Below are 16,737 nucleotides of genomic sequence, written 5' to 3' on the forward strand. Positions count from 1 at the left end.
CCTGGCGCGAAGCGTCGGGCGTCCGCCTTGAGCGCGCGGCCCGATGCCGACATGCCGGCGCGCGGCAGCGGGCGACGCGTGCTGATCGTGTGCCATGAGCCGGCGTTTCCGCCGACTTCCGGCGCGGATCTGCGCAACTATCGCAATGCCGTGGCGGCGGCCGCGTTCGGACCGGTCTGCCTGGCCTCGGTGCGGCCCAGGGCCATCGCCATGACGGCGCCCAATCCGCTGATCCGCACCGAGGCGCTGTCGATCGAGGGAGAGCCCCGGACGGCTTCCATCGGATGGTGGCGTATAAGGGAGGAGCATCGCATTTCGCGCGCGGCCCTGGCGCGGCTGGAAGCACTGATCCTCGAATTCCGCCCTGACACCGTGGTGGTCGAGAGCATCGGCCTGTTCAAGCTGCTGCGGCCTTTGCGATCGCTGGCAAAGCAGCTCATCCTCGACATGCACAATGTCGAGTCCGACTTGTCCGCGCAGATGAAACGCGCCGAAGCGACCGCATCGCGCCTTTCCGTTGCCGCATCGGTGCCTGGCATCAGGCATCTCGAAAGAAAGGCGCTCGCCCTTGTCGACAGGGTCTGGGTCTGCTCGAACGAGGATCGCGAGAAGCTGATGCGCTTTGGCGGGCGCGCGATGCCCATCGATGTCGTTCCCAATGGGATTCCCAACGTCGAGGCGATTCCCGATGTGCTGCCCCCGGAACCGTCGGCCAATAGCGGCTTTCCGGTGATCCTTTTCATCGGTCATCTCGGCTATCCTCCAAACGTCGACGCCGCCCTGCGATTGGCCCGGACCATATTGCCCCGCATCCGCCAGGCCTTGCCCGACGCGAAGCTGGTTCTCGCCGGACGCGGCCCGGAACCGGCCGTGCTGGCCCTGCGCGGGTTGCCCGATGTCGAGCTCGTTGAAGATCCCGAAAGCGTGGGGCCGCTCCTGTCCAGCGCGCATCTCAGCATCATCCCGCTCAGGGCGGGCGGGGGCACGCGCATCAAGATTCTGGAGGCGATGGCTTGGGGGGTGCCGGTGATCGCGACACCGCTCGCGGCCGAGGGCCTGGGCCTGGTCGAGAACGACGAGGTGCTGCTGTCGGCCAGCGACGAAGGCCTGGCCGCCATGGCCGTCCAACTTTCACGCGACGCCGGGCGCCGGGCAAGGCAGCGCGTGCGCGCCCACCAGGCCGTATGGGCAAGGTTTGGCCCGCAGGCGATCCGCGATGCCGTCCGTGCCGGACTTGCCCTGGACAATGACGGCGATGACGACCAGCCGTCTCAGATCACCCCATGAGCCGCCGATTATCCCGCCGATCCTGCACCGGGCGTGGAAGACGGACAGCGTTCCCGAACGCTTCCAGGCCTATGCCGAGAGATGGAAGGGCCTTGGGGCCGCAATGTCCTACCGGTCCGTTCGCACACGCCACGCGGAGCCCGGTTGCCAGGGTCAGTCGTGCAGATCCCGCGCAATCGGCGGACCGACCGAAAATCCGGAGAACGTGACTTCGAAACCTTCACGCTGCGGCGAACAGCACATCAACCCGACATCGACCATCTTCGAGGTCGGGAAATAGGCGAGCCGCACCGGCTTCCAATGGCCGTCGGAAGCGTCCAAATACTGGACGCGGACCGCCTCGCCGTGGCGGGTCAGGCGGATCCTGACGCCGTCAGGGCCGGCGGCAATGGCCACCAACGACCAGTCCGAGGTGTCGTTGGTGACGACGACGGAGAAATAGGCAAGGCCATCGGTGTATTCGATGCCGGCCTTGATCCAGTGCCTTTCGCTCAGCCGGACCATCAGCCCGGCCTGGTCGTAAAGCACCTCGTAGTCGCCCTTGACGGTCACTTCGGCAGTGAAATCGCCCTCGACCCGCCGATACAGGAAGTGGCCGTTGTCGCGCCAGAAGCCATAGAAGGTCTCACGCCAGAAATCGGTCTCCTTGCCGGTGCGCACGCGCACGCCATCACCTTCGATGGCATGATGCGGCGGCGGGTTGAGCCAGGTCAGGTCCTGCAATGTCATCCCTTTGCACCGGTCCGTTTCCAGAGGAGGTGACGGTCCGCCGGCGGTCGGCCGGCGCGCCAGATCATCCCGCGAACGTATAGGCGGTCTTTACCGTGGTGTAGAACTCCATGGCATAGCGGCCCTGTTCGCGCGGACCGAAGCTCGAGCCCTTGCGACCACCGAAAGGAACGTGGAAATCGACGCCCGCCGTCGGCAGGTTGACCATCACCATGCCGGCTTCGGAGTTGCGCTTGAAATGGGTGGCGTGCTTGAGGCTCGTGGTGCAGATGCCCGAGGTCAGGCCGAACGGCGTGTCGTTGGCAACGGCAAGCGCCTCGTCATAATCCTGGACGCGGATGACACTGGCGACGGGGCCGAAAATCTCCTCGCGCGAACTGCGCATGGCGTTGGTGGCCTCGGTCAGCAGCGCAGGCTTGAGATAGAAACCCGGCGTCTTGCGGTCGAGCCGTTCGCCGCCGAAAGCGAGCGTGGCGCCTTCGCGGACGCCGATGGCGATATAGTCCTCGTCCTGCTTGAGCTGGGTGGCGTCGACGACCGGGCCGATCTGGGTCTGCGCGTCGAGCGCGTCGCCGATCACCAGCTTTTCCATGCGCTCCTTGAGCGCGTCGACGAAACGGTCGTGGATGCCTTCGGTGACGATCAAACGCGACGAGGCCGTGCAGCGCTGGCCGGTCGAGAAGAAGGCGCCGTTCAGCGCGCAATCGACAGCCACCGCGAGATCGGCATCGTCGAGCACGACCAGCGGATTCTTGCCGCCCATTTCAAGCTGGAACTTGCGCATGTGCTCGACGCTTGCCGCCGCGACGCGCTTGCCGGTTCCCACCGAGCCTGTGAAGGAGATGGCGTTGACGTCGGGGCTGTCGAGCATCGCCTGGCCGACCACCGAGCCCTTGCCCATGACGAGGTTGAGCACGCCCTTGGGCAGGCCGGCGCGATGCAGGATGTCGACGATGGACCAGGCGCTTTCGGGAACGAGCTCGGCCGGTTTGAAGACGATGGTATTGCCGTGGGCCAGCGCCGGAGCGATCTTCCAGGCGGGAATGGCAATAGGGAAATTCCACGGTGTGATGATGCCGACCACGCCGACCGCTTCGCGCGTGATCTCGACGCCGACGCCCGGCCGCACGCTTGGCACCATCTCTCCCGACAGGCGCAATGTTTCGCCGGCAAAGAAATCGAATATCTGGGCGGCGCGGATCGTCTCGCCAATGCCCTCGGCCAGCGTCTTGCCTTCCTCACGCGCCAGATTGCGGCCGAGTTCGTCCTTGCGCGCCATGATCTCGTCGGCCGTCTTTTTCAGCACCGCATGGCGCGCCAGCGGACCGGAGCGGGACCACGCTGGAAACGCCGCCTTGGCCGCCGCTATCGCCTGGCCCGCCTGTTCGACCCCCGCCGAAGCATATTCGCCGACGACGTCGCCGGTATCCGAGGGGTTGATGTTGCGGGAGCCGGCATCGCCGACCCATTCACCATCGATGAGGTTTTTTCGAAACGCTGTCATGTCCTTGCCTTCCTGGCTGTTGGCCGCGCGGCGGCATCTGTCTGAAGTGGTATTTGCCAGACAATTGGCTTGCGGGAAAGCACGCACTGGGCCTGGAGACCGCGACAAAAGTCCCCGGGCCTGCACCCACGCCTTCGCGGCAGCGGCGACGGAGCCGCGTCGCCGAGCAATCCGGCTAACATGGGCGGGCAGCGCTCCGGGTCAAGGCCGGATTGCCCTGTACAAGCATGTCCACAATCTTGATTTGCCTGGTGTGGCGTGTCATGCGTCGTCAAGATGGCAGCAATCGAAACGACGATCCAGCGCGCCGGCGCCACCGGCAACGTCAAGGCTACCCGCGAAGACTGGCTGAAGCTGGCGCTTGAAACCCTGATCTCGGACGGCGTCGAACGCGTCCGTGTGCTGACGCTTGGCCAGCAACTCGATGTCTCGCGCTCGAGCTTCTACTGGTATTTCAAGAGCCGGCAGGATCTGCTCGACCAATTGTTGGACCACTGGCGGCAGACCAATACCCGATTCATCGTCGAGCGTGCCGCACGCCCTTCCACGACTGTCATTCGCGGGGTGATGAGCATTTTCGAATGCTGGGTGGACGAAAAGCTGTTCGATCCCCGGCTGGATTTCGCCATCCGGGCATGGGCTCGCCGCTCCCCCACCATCCGGCGTGCGCTCGACGAGGCCGACGAAGAACGCGTCACTGCCATCCGCGGCATGTTCTTGCGTCATGGCTATGAGGAGGAAGACGCGTTCGTTCGCGCTCGCGTGCTCTATTTCATGCAGATCGGCTACTATTCGCTCGAACTCAACGAACCGATGAGCAGTCGCCTGCCGCATGTTGCCGCGTATCTGCGCAGCTTCACCGGCCAGGAGCCTTCGGCTGCGGATGTCGAGGATTTTTCGCGCTACGTCGCGAAAGCGGTCTCCGGCGGCCGGTAGCCCGAAGACTCCGAACTCGTGATCCCGATAGCGCTTCGCCATGGAACGAAGAACAGGCGGCGATAGGATGGTAGGTTCCGGCTAAAGCGTAAACGACCAGAACAGGCAGGCCAGCGTGGCGGCGGCAAAGATCACGAAAAACAAGCTGCGCAGCAGTACGTTGCGGCGCAACTCGTTCATGACGAAGTGGCAACCGACGACCGCCACGGCAAACAGGAACCGCCAGTTCAACAACGCCAGAAGAGCGCTGCCCTGACCGAAGGCCCATCGGGCGAGCAGGCCGCCGACGATGGTGGCGAACAGCACAATGACAGTCCAGAAGATCGCATCGGCGGCATGGAGGAGGACGATACTGGCCGCGCGGATCGGCAGGATCATCATCAACAGCGCGCTGAAGAAGAAAATTGCCGCAAGCGGAATGAACGTTCCGGCGTCGGCGATGCCGTCGAGACGCTTGACGCCGATCGCCCCATAGGGATAGCCGTGACGGGCCACCGCAAGGCTCAGCGCCATGAGCAAGGCGGTCAAGACGGAGACGAGTGCGAAGGTCGTGAGGGCTTTGCTCATGGGGTTCCTGTCCCGAACGAATCAGACAGGAACCGGTGTAACCGATGGTCGTAAATTGCGCGTAAGCTTTCACCCGCCGCCGGCATCCCGAAGGGGATAACCGTCAGGGCAAAGCCACTCGGCGACGACCAGGTCGACCGCAGCGCGCGCCGTCCGCCTCCGGCAGATCAGCTCCAGGCGTGCAGCGGCGGATTCTCGCCGTTGAGGAAATATTTGCCAAGGATCGAATATTTCCAGCGCACCGGATCGTGCAGCGTGTGCGTGCGGGCGTTGCGCCAATGGCGATCGAGATTGTGCTCGGCCAGCGTCGAGCGCGTGCCGGCCAGTTCGAACAGCTTGTTCGTTGCGGCGATGGCGATTTCGGTCGACAGGATTTTTGCTTCCGCGGTGACGATCTGGGCATGCGCGACCGTTTCGGCTGTCGGCTCGGCCACCGCCTTGTCGATGGCATGGCCGGCCTTTTCGAGCAGCGCCTGCGCCGCGTGCAGGCGCAGCGTGAGGTCGCCGACAGCCTGGATGGTGTAGGGATCGTCCCAGGCATTGTCGAAGCCGCTGTCGATCCAGGCGCGGCTCCTGGTCCTGACAAAGTGAACCGTCTCGTCGATCGCCGCCTGGGCGATCCCGGTGTCCACCGCCACCTGGATTATCTGGAAGATGGCGCCGTCGGCGGTCGGCTTGTCGTAGCCCTTGTAGCCCGGCACCAGATACGTCTTCGGCACCTTGACGTTGTCGATGATGACGGTGCCGGAGAGCGTCGTGCGCTGGCCGAAGCTCGACCAGTCGTCGATAACGGTCAGGCCGGGCGCACCACGGTCGGCGATGGCATACCAGGCGCGACCTTCGTCATCGAGCGCCACGATCGGCACCAGATGGGCAAGCAGCGCGCCGGACGAATAGAATTTGCGGCCGTTGACGACGACATGGTCGCCGGCGTCGGTGAAGCGGGTCTCGAAATCGGCGGCGCGCTTCGAACCGAACTCGGAAAAGGCGTTGCCGAACCGGGTGCCCTTCAGCGCCTCGGTGAACAGCAGCTTCTGCTGTTCCACATCCGACACGGTGCGGATGGCCGCGATGACGCCGAGATGGTTCTGCGCGACCTGGCCGATTGAGGAATCGGCCGCCGAGATGATCTCGATCACCTTGACCAGCGTCGCATAGGACAGTTCCGGCCCGCCGAATTCCTTCGGCACATTGATCGACCACAGGCCGCTTTGGGAGAAGGCGTCGAGCTCGGCAACCGGCCAGATACGCTCGCGGTCGCGCGTGGACGCCCCCTTGACGAATTCGGCGGCGAGCGCATGGGCGATGGCGATCGCCTCCGCATCGTCCCTGATGATGTGTGCTGGTGCCGAGGGCCTTGCGACCGGCGGTACGGCGGCGGAAGCATGGTCTGTCTTGACGGTCGAGACGGTCATTTCATTGCTCCTTCAAATTTCGGTTCAGGCAACGGCGTGGAGACGGGATGGCTTGGCGGCGGGCGACGGCTGCTGGCCGAGATAGAGCGCCCTGATATCCTCGCGCTGGCGAAGATCGGCGGCCGCGCCGGACAGGACCGAGACGCCGTTTTCGAGCACAGTGGCGTGGTCGGCATAGCCAAGCGCGACCGCCGAGTTCTGCTCGGCGACCAGGATCGACAGACCGGTCTCGCGGTTGAGTTTTTTCAGCGTCTGAAAGATGTCTTGCACGATGAGCGGGGCAAGCCCCATCGAGGGCTCGTCGAGAACCAGCAGGCGCGGCCGCGACATCAGCGCACGGCCGATGGCAGTCATCTGCTGTTCGCCACCGGAGGTGAGGCCGGACAATGTCCGGCGCTTTTCCCTGAGACGCGGAAAATAGGAATAAACCCGTTCGAGATCCGCGTTGATTTCGGCTCGGCGGCCGCTGCGGCCGATGCCGCCGGCGACCAGGTTTTCCTCGACGGTGAGGCTCTTGAAACAGTGACGGCCTTCCAGCACCTGGACCAGCCCGGCGCGTACGAGATCGCCCGGCTTGCGGCGCGAGACATCCGAGCCATCATAGCGGATGGAGCCGGCGTTGACCTGGCCGCGCTCTGCCGGCAGCAGGTTGGAGACGGCCTTCAACGTCGTGGTCTTGCCGGCGCCGTTGGCACCGAGCAGCGCCAGAATCCCACCCCGCCTGATCTCGAAGCTGACGCCATGCAGCGCCGTGATGGCGTTGATATAGGTGGCGTGGACCGCGTCCACGGCCAGGATGATGTCGTCGTTCGGCATGGCTGTTTCCGTGCTTTGCGGATGGGCCGGGCGCCGCGGATGGTGTCCACGGCACCCGGCCCGGAGATCAGTTGGTGGTGACGGCGTTGGCATCGTCGGCGGTGCGCAGCTTGATGCTCTTCTCGGCGGCATAGGCCTCGGCCGAGTTCTCGATGATCGGCCGCAGCAGCGCCCAATCCGGCGCGATCCAGTCGGAAACGACGTTCCACTTCTTGCCGTCCCACTGCTGGAAGGTCACGTAGCCCTCGCCCTCGTGGTTGTCCCAGCTGACATTGATCGAGTGGAACAGGTCCTTGGCCCCGAGCGCCTCGACCTTGGACGGGTCGAGCTTGAGATGTTCGAAGCCCCAGCGGACTTCGTCGCCGGTCAGCGTGCGATGGCCGAACTTCTCCTGCGCGACGCGGATCGCCTCGACATTCAGGATGCCGTTGACGATGCCGAGATTGTGGTAGACAGAGCCGATGCGCGACTTGTCTTCGAGATTGCCCTTGCCGGCGCCGTAGACGGTCTTCACGATCTCCTGCACCACCGGATAGGTGTTGCCCGAGGCCTGGGTGGTGATGGCGGTGTAGCCCTTGGCGGCATCGCCGGCGGGGATGACGTCCTCTTCCGAATTCGACCAGACATTGCCGACGATGTGGTCGACGGGATAGCCGACCTTGACCGCCGTCTTCAGCGCCACCGGGTTCATCACGCCCCAGCCGCGCAGGACGACGAAAGCAGGCTTGGCGCGGCGGATGGTCAGCCATTGCGACTGCTGTTCGTTGCCGGGATGCGGCACCTCGATCTGCTGCACGGTGAAGCCATATTTCTGCGCCAGCAAATCATATATCGGGATGGTCTCCTTGCCGTAGGGCGAGCCGTGATAGAGCACGACGATCTTCTTGCCCTTGAGCTTGTCGATGCCGCCTTCCTTGGCGGCGATATAGTTCACGATGCCTGACGTCTCGCTGTAGGGGTTGAGCAGCAGCGGGAAGACGTAAGGGAAGACGCGCCCGTCGGTCGAGTCGGTGCGGCCATGGTTGACCGTAATCAGCGGCACCTTGTCGGCGGTGATACGGTCGATCATCGCATAGGCGATGCCCACTGAGAGCGGGTTCCAGGCAGCGGCACCCGCATGGCTCTTCTGCCGCTCGTAGCATTCGACGCCGCGCTCGACCTCATACTGGGTCTCACACTCGTCCCAGGTCAGCTTGACGCCGTTGACGCCGCCGTCGCGGATGTTGATGAGGTTGAGATAATCGATGAAGCCGCCGAAGAAGCCGGTGCCGCCGGCCGCGTAGGGTCCGACGCGATAGCTCTGCAGCGGGAAATATTGTTCGTCGGCATGAGCTGATGGCAAGGCCACCGACACAATCATCGCCGCGGACAAAGCCGCCGCCTTGATGGTGCTGAGGAAGGTCATGGCTAGGTACTCCCGGTATGGGCCGTCTTTGGTCCGGCCTCTGGTTCATCTTCGAATAGGATTCTGGAGTGCGAGGGCTCAGGTCGGTTGCCAAGCGAACAGGAGCCGTCTTCGGATCCTGTCCCACAGGGCCACCAGCCCGTCGGGTTCGAGGATCAGAAACAGGATGATGAGGACGCCGAGCACGATGCGCTGGCTCATGTCGAGCACGCCCGAATCGAAGACATCGCCAAGCAGGAAGCCGCCGAGGCGCGACAGTGCGAGCGGAAAGACCACGATCAGGGCGGCGCCGAAGAATGCGCCGCGGATCGAGGCGAGGCCGCCGATGATGATGATGAACATTATCTGGAACGAGCGGTCGAGATCGAAGCCATCCGGCTCGACGGTCCTGAGATAAGCGAACGCCCAGATGACACCGGCGACGCCTATGACGAAGGACGAGATGGCAAAGGCCAGAAGCTTGGTCTTCAAGACCGGGATGCCGATGATGCGGGCGGCGGTCTCGTTGTCGCGGATGGCGATGAAGCTTCGTCCCGTCTGCGACGACACTAGCCGATAGGCGAAGAAGGTCAGGATGACGACGATGGTCAGCGCAAAGAAATAGCGGCCGACGGGGCCATCGAGTGTGAAGCCCGAAATCGAAAGCCTCGGCGCGTCGGTGACGCCGGATGCAGAGTTGTTGGAAAACCAGCTGAACTTGGTCAGCGCCCATTGCACGAAGAACTGCGCGGCAAGCGTCGAAACCGCGAGGTAAAACCCTTTCAGCCGCAGGCTCGGCAAGCCGAAGACGATGCCGATCGCGGCGGCCACGATGCCGGCGAGGAAAATGCTGCCGATCAGTGGCAGGCCTTCGACGCGCAGGTTGAAATTATAGGCGGCAAAGACGCCTGCCGCCATGAAAGCGGCGCTGCCCAGCGAAACCTGGCCGGCATAGCCGGTCAGGATGTTGAGGCCGACACCGGCGAGGCTGAGTGCCAGGAACGGCAGCAGGATGGCCTCGAACAGGTAGCTCGAGCCGATCAGCGGCACGACGCCATAGGCGAAGGCGAGCAGGAGTACGGGGGCCACCCATTTCGGCAGCACCGTCACGGCGGAAAAGTCGCTTGCAATCGCGGCCATGGCTCAGACCCTTTCGACGAGCTTTTGGCCGAACAGGCCGGAAGGACGGATCAGGAGGAAGACAAGCGCGACGACATAGGCGAACCAGCTCTCGATGCCGCCGCCGAAATAATCGCCGATATAGACCTCGGCGAGCTTCTCGCTGGCGCCGATCAGGAGCCCGCCGACAATGGCGCCAAGAATGGAATCGAAGCCGCCAAGCACCAGCACCGGCAGCGCCTTGAGCACCACCAGCGACAGCGAGAACTGCACCCCTAGGCGGGCGCCCCAGAGCAGCCCGGCGACCAGCGCGACCAGGCCGGCCGCCGCCCAGACGGTGGCCCAGATCAGTGGCAGACGCAGGCCAACCGCGAGTGCGGCGAACTGGTCGTCGGCGACGGCGCGGAAGGCGAGGCCGATGCGGGTGTAGCGGAAGAACAGCGACAGCAGGAGAACCATGCCGGCCGCGACCACCGCCGCAAAAATATCGAACTGGCTGATCAGCACGCCGCCGACTTCCAGCGGCACATCCTCGATGCCGAGGTCAAGACCATGGACCTGCGTGCCCCAGATCAGTTGGGCGGCGCCCTCGATGATGTAGGACAGTCCAAGCGTCGCCATGAACAGGGTGATCGGCGGCTTGTTGGTTAGCGGCCTCAGCACCGTGCGCTCGATGGCGATGCCGATCGCCACCATGATGGCGAACGTTGCCACCAACGCCAGTGCAAACGGAACACCGCGTTCGACAAGGCTGACGAAGGTAAGGGCGGCGAACAGCAGCATCGCGCCTTGGGCGAAGTTGAGCACGCCCGAGGTCTTGTAGATCAGCACGAAGCCGATCGCGACCAGCGAATACATGACGCCGGAGAGCAGCCCGCCGACGAGCACCTCGATGAAGAACTGATAGTCGAAGTCGGCGATCATATGCCCGCCCCGTCCTCATTGTCTGAGGCGACGCCCAGATAGGCATCGATGACGCGCTGGTCGTTGCGGACCTCGTCGGGTGTGCCGTCGGCAATCTTGCGGCCATGGTCGAGAACGGCGACACGGTCGGACAGGCCCATGACGACGCCGACATCGTGTTCGATCAGGACGACGGTGGTGGCAAAGCGGTCACGCGCGGCGCGCACGAAAGCAGCCATTTCGCTTTTCTCACCTGATGTCATGCCGGCCATCGGTTCGTCGAGCAGCAGCAGGCGCGGCTCCGCGACCAGCGCCCGGGCGAGTTCGACCCGCTTCCGCAGCCCGTAGGGCAGCGTGCCGGCAAGACGATCGCGCACGGCGGTGAGGTCGAGAAATTCGAGAATCTGATCGGCGCGGCTGCGTGTCTCACGTCGCTCGCCGCGCGATCGTCCGATGCCGAGCACCTGGCCGGCGAAGTTGGAACGGACCTTGTAGGCAAGGCCGGTGGCGACATTGTCGAGGACGCTCAGTCCCTTGAACAAAGCAAGGTTCTGGAAAGTCCGGGCGACGCCGAGATGCGCCAGCCGCTGCGTCGGCACCTGCGCATAGTCGATTCCGGCAAGCTGGACCTGGCCGCGATCCGGCCGGTAGACACCGCTGATGACATTGATCAGCGAGCTCTTGCCGGCGCCGTTCGGGCCGATAATGGCGCGGATTTCACCTGATCGAACAGACAGATCGATGTCGGCCAGCGCGACGACGCCGCCGAACGACAGGCCGATGGCCTGGAGTGAAAGCATCGGAGATGTGGCCACCGCAGTGCCTGTTACCGGTGCGGTATGACCTTCGGACGGCTGCAGCGCCGAGGGCAGGCCGCGCGCGAAAACTTCCGGCGCATAGACCGAGGCTTCCATCACGCCTATGGCATAGCTGGGCAACGGCATTCCAATCGTCCTCGATTTCGCCCGCAGGCGCACGAATTCTCGATGCCGCCCGAAAAGATCGAGCGCGCTTGAAAACCTTCATTCGGGTGCTGGCCGGATTACCCGGCCAGCCTTGGAGAGATGACTATTCCGCTGCCAGCGAAGCCGCCTGCCCGGCATCCTCCAGCTCGCGAACGAGCGGGATGACATGCTTGCCGAAATACTCGACCTCTTCCTGGAAATGCAGGAAGCCGAGCAGGATGAGATCGGCGCCGGCGCTCTTCAAATCGACGATGCGCTCGGCAACCTGTCTCGGTGTGCCGATCAGGTTGGAGCGAAAACCGTCATTGTACTGGACGAGGTCGTCGAAGGAGGACTTCGCCCAATTGCCCTCGCCTTCCGGCGAGGCCTTGCCGGCGTTCTTGACCTCGTGGCCGAAGGCGTTGACCGCTTCCGGATTGGCACTGGCGATGATCTCGGCAAGCACCGCCTTGGCCTCGTGCTCGGTCTCGCGCACAATGGCGAAGGCGTTGACGCCGACCTTGACGGAATGATTGCTGGCCTTTGCCTTGGTCTTGAGATCATCGACCTGTTTGGCGATTTCGGCCGGCGTGTTGCCGTTGGTGAAATACCAGTCGGAGACGCGTGATGCCATGTCGCGTGCCGCGCGCGACGAGCCGCCCTGGAATATCTCGGGCAGCGGCCGCGGCGGCTTCGGTTTCAGCGAGTATTCGTTGAAGCGGTAGAAGTCGCCTCGGAAGGTGAAGCTGTCTTCAGTCCATATACCGCGCAGCGCACGGATGAATTCCTCGGAGCGACGGTAGCGCTCATCATGGTCGAGCCAACGCTCACCGATGGCGTGGAATTCGCCACGGAACCAGCCGGAGACGAGATTGATGGCGACACGGCCGTTGGTCAGGTAGCTGATGGTGGCAATCTGCTTGGCCGCCAGCGCGGGATTCCAAGGGCCGGGCAGGATCGCGGCGATCACCTTCAGCGTCGTGGTGGCGGCCAGCAGGTCATGGCTGAATGCCACCGATTCATGCTGCTCGTCGGCGCCGTAGCCGGCGGTGAAACGGATCTGGCTCAGCGCGTAGTCGAAACCGGCCTTTTCGGCGATCTGTGCCAGCTTGCGGTTGTACTCGGCTGAATGGCTGGTGCGCTGCTCGATGTCGGAGATCACCAGGCCGCCCGAAACATTGGGCACCCAGTAGGCGAATTTGACCGCTTCGGTTCCTGCATGTGCCATGAATTGTCTCCCAGTCAGGCTGTTGATCGGTCCAGCCGCAGCCAGATGTCGGTATTTATTATGTTTATGGAATTTATATACAAAGGAGGATTTTCCGTTTTTGGCGCACTTGCGGGACGGAAATACCAATTTTGCCCAGCCATGCCGGCTTGCGGTTGTCAGCCCGCGACCGCAACGCCCCCGGCATTGGGGCCAACCGCTCCGCCTGAAGAAGATGTGTCGAGCAGCCCCGCGATCTCGGCCGAGACCCTTTGGGCATGGCGAGCGACCTCCGGCAGGCCCATGAGTTCGCCAAAGGTGCCTCGCGCCAGCGGACCGGCGACGAAAAGCCCGGCAACCGCCTTGTCATCGCCACCGACGGCGCGACTATCGAGGCCGGTCTCGATACCGAGCCCGTATGCGTCCGCCCTGATCAGACTGGCCTCAGTCAGGGAACGCAGCGCCGGATTTGACTGGAGCGCCTGCCCATGGGCCGGCCCTGTCGTGTTGATGACGGCATCGAAGCTTGCCGTCTCGATGTGCGTCTGTCCGCGCCGTTGGAAGCTGACCGCGAGGCTGTCGCCCTCGTCGTTCGACGCGACAAGCCGGGCTGCAATGGTGTCGAATGTGCCGGCGGTCTGACGGCGGTCGAGCACGGAAGCCACCTGCGGTGCGATCCTGAAGCGATGCACGTCCCAAAACACGCGCAGCTGGCGGACCAGCCTTGCCCGCTCTGGCGGAGCGAGGGCGGACCACAGCACCGGCCCTTGCATGCGCAATTGGTCAAAGACCGACTGCCAGTTGACGTTGGCGGCTCGCGCCGCGGCCAGCGTGGCGCGAATGTTCTTCAGCAGGCCAAGTGCGGATGTGGCCGGCACCGACGCAAAGTCGCCGAAGGGCTCATGTCTGATATCCGGGTGGGCGCGCGAACGCAGTCCGCGGCGCGACAGCGCCAGGATGCGGCCGCGATGACCCCGGCGGTCAAGCTCGGCCACCATGTCGGCCGAGGTCAGTCCGGAGCCGACGATCAGGACCGACGCCTCCGGCCCGATCCCAGCGAGTGCCGACGGCGTGTAGGGATCGGCGATGAAGCCAGGTGCTTCAGCCAACAGGGCAAGTGCTGCCGGGATGGCCGGCAGAGGATGAGTCGCGGCGAGCACGACGATGTCGGCCGCGACAGGTCCGGCTAAGGTCTGTACGGTCCAGCCCGCGCCGTTGGCTCGAATTACCCGGGTGGCCTGAGCTTCGACATGACGGATAGCGCCCGAGTCGAGCCAAGGTGCGAGCTGCTCGGCGACATAGCGACCGAACACCCGCCGGCGCGGAAATACGTCGCCGTTCTTCCACAGCGCATCCGGGTCCCGCTCGATTTCGCCACTGCCCTCCAGCCAGCGCGCAAAATGCTGCTGGTCTTCGGGAACCATGCTCATCCGGACGGCCGGGACGTTGACGCGGTGCGACGGCTCATCGCTGGAATAGGCAAGACCGCCGCCGAGCGCGGAACGCGGTTCGATCACCGAGATCGACAGGCGCTCCGGCCCATGCGCCCGCGCAAGGTGCCAAGCGACCGCCGCGCCGGAAAAACCACCGCCGATTATGGCGACGCGCGATCGGCGGACCGGAGGCAGCGCGTTCACGAGGCGCTGGCGAGCGACTTCGGCCGATGGTCACCGGCAATGGTCTCGCCGAACGGCCCGGTATTGACCGACGACCCGGCCGACTTGACCGGATGATCGGTCGGCAGTTTCGGCAGCACCAGTTCGCCGAAGCGATAGGCTTCCTCCAGATGCGGGTAGCCGGACAGAATGAAGGTGTCGATGCCGAGGCGACGGTATTCATCGATGCGCTCGGCAATCGTATCCGGGTCGCCGACCAGTGCCGTTCCCGCACCGCCGCGCACCAGGCCGACGCCGGCCCATAGATTGGGCGCGATCTCGAGCTTGTCACGGTTGCCGCCATGCAGCGCGCTCATGCGCGCTTGGCCGACCGAATCCATGCGGCCGAACACTTTCTGCGCCGAAGCGATCGTCGCGTCGTCGAGCCGACTGATCAGGCTGTCGGCGGCGGCCCAGGCCCGTTCAGTGGTTTCACGGGCGATGACATGCAGACGAATGCCGAAGGAGAGTTTGCGGCCGGCCTTGTCGGCCAGTTCGCGCACGACATCGAGCTTGCGTCCGACGTCGGCCGGGGGTTCGCCCCAGGTCAGATATTTGTCGATTTCCTGCGCCGCGACTGCCGATCCAGCATCCGATGAGCCACCGAAATAGAGCGGCGGATAGGGCGCCTGCACCGGCGGGAACAGCAACCTTCCGTCCTCGATGCGGAAATGCTTGCCCTGGTGCTCGACCGTCTCGCCGCTCAGCACCCGCTTGTAGATCCGGAGGAATTCCTGCGTCACCTCATAGCGCTCGGTATGCGAGAGAAAGATCCCATCGCCCTTGTTTTCCAGCGGATCGCCGCCGGTGACGACATTGATCAACAGGCGGCCGTTGGAGATGCGGTCGAGCGTGGCTGTCATGCGCGCGGCAAGCGTCGGCGACTGCAAGCCGGGCCGCACGGCGACGAGGAAACGCAGCCGCTCTGTCAGTGGCGCCAGCGCCGAGGCAATCACCCAGGAATCCTCGCAGGCCCGGCCGGTCGGCAACAGCACGCCGTAATAGCCAAGCGTGTCGGCCGCTTTCGCCACTTGCGACAGATAGGGCAGATCGACGGCCCTGCCGCCCTCGGTCGTGCCGAGATAACGGCTGTCGCCATGCGTCGGCAGGAACCAGAGAACCTTGATGCGGTCGGGGACATCTTGGGTCATGCCTTGCCTCCTGTGGTTCGGTGGTAGCGGCCCGGCTCCGGCACGGTTGAGAGTAAACGCGGAAATGCTGGCATGGCGTGGTCCTGTGCAGGAAACAGATCGCCCATGCAGATTGCTTATTCTATAAATTCTGTAGAGTTAGTTTATTCTAAATCCGCGCACGCAATTGGAAATTCTTCCTCATGCCCGCCGCCTGGAAGCGGAGAGGACCGGCTCGACCGCGTTGACGTTGTCCTTGCGCCGCCTTGGAAAGGGTCGGCGGCCTCCTTCCAGGCGTCGAGTGAATTGGCCCCCCCCCATTGTCGACAGGGACGCCTCCGCATTGGGTGCATTCCAATTTACGTTCCAATATACTCCGATCATTTCTGGTGAACGAACGCTACGGATTTGCCATGGACCTTGACCCTTCGACCCTCAATCGGGCTTTGCCGTTGCGCGATCAGATCTATCAGAAGATCCGCAACCTGATTGTCGTCGGACAGATGAAGCCAGGGGAGGTGATCAACGAGGTGGCCATCGCCGAAGCGCTCGGCGTTTCGCGCACCCCGGTGCGGGAAGCGGTGAAGCGCATCAGCGACGAAGGCCTGGTCAATATCCTGGCGCAGACCGGCACCTATGTCGCGCCGATCAGCCGCGCCGACCTCGAGGAGGCCTACGTCATCCGGCGGGCGCTGGAAATGGAGAGCGCCAGGCGCGCGGCCATCAAGCTCACGCCGGCATCCGCCGAATTGCTGGAGGACAATATGGCGGCGCACAAGCTCGCCATCGCGCGCGGCCGATATGCCACCGCGATCCAACTCGACGATGTCTTTCATCGCACCATCGCCGAAATCTGCGGCCTGCCGATGATCTGGCGAGCGGTCGACATCTCCAAGGCGCAGATGGACCGCGGCCGCTATCTCGCCATTCCAAAGCCCGGCTATGGCGAACAGACGATCGAGCAGCACGAAACCATTCTCGATGCCCTGAAGCGGCACGATGCCGAGGGCGCCGCACAAGCGATGGAACACCACCTCGAAACCTCGTTCCGCAACACGCTCGAAGTCGCCGCGGACCTTCTCGGCTGAAGCCTTCTCGGCGTCTGGCAGCGCTGCGGCCCCCGGGACGCTTGACGTCAACG

The 16,737-nt window shown here is 64.0% G+C and carries 15 protein-coding genes; 3 read left to right on the plus strand and 12 right to left on the minus strand.

Annotated features, from left to right (window positions below; genetic code table 11):
* The first annotated feature begins 27 nt into the window (after nt 1–27).
* A complete protein-coding gene (locus LB555_RS12250) occupies nt 28–1,287 on the plus strand; it encodes a glycosyltransferase family 4 protein (RefSeq protein ID WP_224682970.1) in 1,260 nt (419 codons plus the stop codon).
* Between the two features lie 153 nt (nt 1,288–1,440).
* Here the strand turns inward: LB555_RS12250 and LB555_RS12255 are convergent, their stop codons facing one another.
* Nucleotides 1,441–2,016 carry a DUF1349 domain-containing protein gene (locus LB555_RS12255; RefSeq protein ID WP_140875692.1) on the minus strand — a complete coding sequence of 192 codons (576 nt, stop codon included), beginning with the start codon at nt 2,014–2,016 and terminating at the stop codon, nt 1,441–1,443.
* Nucleotides 2,017–2,080: 64 nt separating this feature from the next.
* Nucleotides 2,081–3,520 carry an aldehyde dehydrogenase family protein gene (locus LB555_RS12260; RefSeq protein ID WP_224682971.1) on the minus strand — a complete coding sequence of 480 codons (1,440 nt, stop codon included), beginning with the start codon at nt 3,518–3,520 and terminating at the stop codon, nt 2,081–2,083.
* Between the two features lie 276 nt (nt 3,521–3,796).
* Between LB555_RS12260 and LB555_RS12265 the strand changes: the two genes are divergently transcribed.
* Nucleotides 3,797–4,456, plus strand: a complete 660-nt coding sequence (locus LB555_RS12265) for a TetR/AcrR family transcriptional regulator (protein ID WP_181171369.1) — start codon at nt 3,797–3,799, stop codon at nt 4,454–4,456.
* Between the two features lie 81 nt (nt 4,457–4,537).
* On the opposite strand, the gene LB555_RS12270 is transcribed toward LB555_RS12265, so the two are convergent.
* The 10 genes from LB555_RS12270 to ssuD form a co-directional block, all read right to left on the minus strand.
* The gene (locus LB555_RS12270; RefSeq protein WP_015314243.1) at nt 4,538–5,023 is read right to left on the minus strand and encodes a hypothetical protein; all 486 of its coding nucleotides are present in this window, start codon (nt 5,021–5,023) and stop codon (nt 4,538–4,540) included.
* Nucleotides 5,024–5,190: 167 nt separating this feature from the next.
* Nucleotides 5,191–6,438: an SfnB family sulfur acquisition oxidoreductase gene (locus tag LB555_RS12275; protein WP_140614959.1), complete on the minus strand. Its 1,248-nt coding sequence runs from the start codon at nt 6,436–6,438 to the stop codon at nt 5,191–5,193.
* A 24-nt stretch (nt 6,439–6,462) separates the two neighbouring features.
* Nucleotides 6,463–7,254: an ABC transporter ATP-binding protein gene (locus tag LB555_RS12280; protein WP_140614961.1), complete on the minus strand. Its 792-nt coding sequence runs from the start codon at nt 7,252–7,254 to the stop codon at nt 6,463–6,465.
* A gap of 67 nt (nt 7,255–7,321) precedes the next feature.
* Nucleotides 7,322–8,659 carry an ABC transporter substrate-binding protein gene (locus LB555_RS12285; protein WP_224682972.1) on the minus strand — a complete coding sequence of 446 codons (1,338 nt, stop codon included), beginning with the start codon at nt 8,657–8,659 and terminating at the stop codon, nt 7,322–7,324.
* Nucleotides 8,660–8,737: 78 nt separating this feature from the next.
* Nucleotides 8,738–9,778 (minus strand): branched-chain amino acid ABC transporter permease, encoded by a 1,041-nt coding sequence (locus tag LB555_RS12290; RefSeq protein WP_224682973.1) that lies wholly within the window; start codon nt 9,776–9,778, stop codon nt 8,738–8,740.
* A gap of 3 nt (nt 9,779–9,781) precedes the next feature.
* Nucleotides 9,782–10,681 carry a branched-chain amino acid ABC transporter permease gene (locus tag LB555_RS12295; RefSeq protein WP_015314248.1) on the minus strand — a complete coding sequence of 300 codons (900 nt, stop codon included), beginning with the start codon at nt 10,679–10,681 and terminating at the stop codon, nt 9,782–9,784.
* Nucleotides 10,678–11,604, minus strand: a complete 927-nt coding sequence (locus LB555_RS12300) for an ABC transporter ATP-binding protein (protein WP_015314249.1) — start codon at nt 11,602–11,604, stop codon at nt 10,678–10,680. Before LB555_RS12300 ends, LB555_RS12295 begins: the two co-directional genes overlap by 4 nt.
* Before the next feature lie 124 nt (nt 11,605–11,728).
* Entirely contained in the window at nt 11,729–12,832 is a 1,104-nt protein-coding gene (gene sfnG, locus LB555_RS12305) for a dimethylsulfone monooxygenase SfnG (protein ID WP_224682974.1), read from the minus strand.
* Nucleotides 12,833–12,990: 158 nt separating this feature from the next.
* On the minus strand, nt 12,991–14,448 hold the full coding sequence (locus tag LB555_RS12310; RefSeq protein ID WP_140614969.1) for an FAD/NAD(P)-binding protein: 1,458 nt from the start codon (nt 14,446–14,448) through the stop codon (nt 12,991–12,993).
* Entirely contained in the window at nt 14,445–15,617 is a 1,173-nt protein-coding gene (ssuD, locus tag LB555_RS12315) for an FMNH2-dependent alkanesulfonate monooxygenase (RefSeq protein WP_224622923.1), read from the minus strand. The genes LB555_RS12310 and ssuD overlap by 4 nt, the downstream gene beginning before the upstream one ends.
* A gap of 392 nt (nt 15,618–16,009) precedes the next feature.
* On the opposite strand from ssuD, the gene LB555_RS12320 reads away from it, so the two are divergent.
* A complete protein-coding gene (locus LB555_RS12320) occupies nt 16,010–16,684 on the plus strand; it encodes a GntR family transcriptional regulator (protein WP_140614973.1) in 675 nt (224 codons plus the stop codon).
* Nucleotides 16,685–16,737 lie beyond the last annotated feature (53 nt).

It is taken from the genome of Mesorhizobium sp. BR-1-1-10 (assembly GCF_020165595.1).
GTDB classification, from domain to species: domain Bacteria; phylum Pseudomonadota; class Alphaproteobacteria; order Rhizobiales; family Rhizobiaceae; genus Mesorhizobium; species Mesorhizobium australicum.

Bases quoted from the DNA above. Each gene is read 5' to 3' on its own strand.
- LB555_RS12255 (WP_140875692.1), bottom strand. From the start codon at position 2,016: ATGACATTGCAGGACCTGACCTGGCTCAACCCGCCGCCGCATCATGCC.
- LB555_RS12260 (WP_224682971.1), bottom strand. From the start codon at position 3,520: ATGACAGCGTTTCGAAAAAACCTCATCGATGGTGAATGGGTCGGCGAT.
- LB555_RS12265 (WP_181171369.1), top strand. From the start codon at position 3,797: ATGGCAGCAATCGAAACGACGATCCAGCGCGCCGGCGCCACCGGCAAC.
- LB555_RS12270 (WP_015314243.1), bottom strand. From the start codon at position 5,023: ATGAGCAAAGCCCTCACGACCTTCGCACTCGTCTCCGTCTTGACCGCC.
- LB555_RS12275 (WP_140614959.1), bottom strand. From the start codon at position 6,438: ATGACCGTCTCGACCGTCAAGACAGACCATGCTTCCGCCGCCGTACCG.
- LB555_RS12280 (WP_140614961.1), bottom strand. From the start codon at position 7,254: ATGCCGAACGACGACATCATCCTGGCCGTGGACGCGGTCCACGCCACC.
- LB555_RS12285 (WP_224682972.1), bottom strand. From the start codon at position 8,659: ATGACCTTCCTCAGCACCATCAAGGCGGCGGCTTTGTCCGCGGCGATG.
- LB555_RS12290 (WP_224682973.1), bottom strand. From the start codon at position 9,778: ATGGCCGCGATTGCAAGCGACTTTTCCGCCGTGACGGTGCTGCCGAAA.
- LB555_RS12295 (WP_015314248.1), bottom strand. From the start codon at position 10,681: ATGATCGCCGACTTCGACTATCAGTTCTTCATCGAGGTGCTCGTCGGC.
- LB555_RS12300 (WP_015314249.1), bottom strand. From the start codon at position 11,604: ATGCCGTTGCCCAGCTATGCCATAGGCGTGATGGAAGCCTCGGTCTAT.
- sfnG (WP_224682974.1), bottom strand. From the start codon at position 12,832: ATGGCACATGCAGGAACCGAAGCGGTCAAATTCGCCTACTGGGTGCCC.
- ssuD (WP_224622923.1), bottom strand. From the start codon at position 15,617: ATGACCCAAGATGTCCCCGACCGCATCAAGGTTCTCTGGTTCCTGCCG.
- LB555_RS12320 (WP_140614973.1), top strand. From the start codon at position 16,010: ATGGACCTTGACCCTTCGACCCTCAATCGGGCTTTGCCGTTGCGCGAT.